The organism is Burkholderia sp. BCC1640 (assembly GCF_902833125.1).
GTDB lineage: Bacteria > Pseudomonadota > Gammaproteobacteria > Burkholderiales > Burkholderiaceae > Burkholderia > Burkholderia diffusa.
Window position 1 is genome coordinate 1 of record NZ_CADFEF010000143.1, and the last position, 517, is coordinate 517.

Sequence of the window (517 nt, forward strand, 5' to 3'; positions counted from 1 at the left end):
CGTCAGCGTGAGCAACTGATCAACTTTCTCCAAGCCTCTCACCATCACCTGCCGGATCGGCCCGATCCGTTTGCCCCAGCCGAAGCACTCTTCGATGCATTTCCGTTTGCGCTGGCTCAGTGCGTAACCGAGATGCCGCGTCGTCCGACCATCGATTGCACTTCCGCCGGTGCGCTTCGTGTTGCGTGCGACGTGCGGCGTCACGTTGTATTCGCGACAGGCCTTCACAAATCCACGCGTGTCGTACGCCTTGTCTGCGCCCACCGTAATACGCACGTCCGAACCCGACACATCGCGCAGCATGTCCGTCGCCACTCTGCGTTCCGCTCGGCCATTCGCCTCGCTGGCCTGAACGTTCACGACCAGACCGTGCCGGTTATCCGTCAGCACATGGCCCAGGTAACTCGGCAAGGCTGGCGCGGCATTGCTCTTGCGATAGAGCCGGCTCTCACCGTCGCTCTTCGATTCGTGCGTTTCATTACTGCGCGATTCGCCATGCCAATTGTCAGGCGGACGA

1 protein-coding gene is annotated in these 517 nt (G+C 60.9%); it reads right to left on the bottom strand.

The features are described from left to right. A partial coding sequence (locus tag HWX25_RS32900; protein ID WP_175912770.1) for a transposase occupies positions 1-517 on the bottom strand: 517 nt, incomplete at both ends.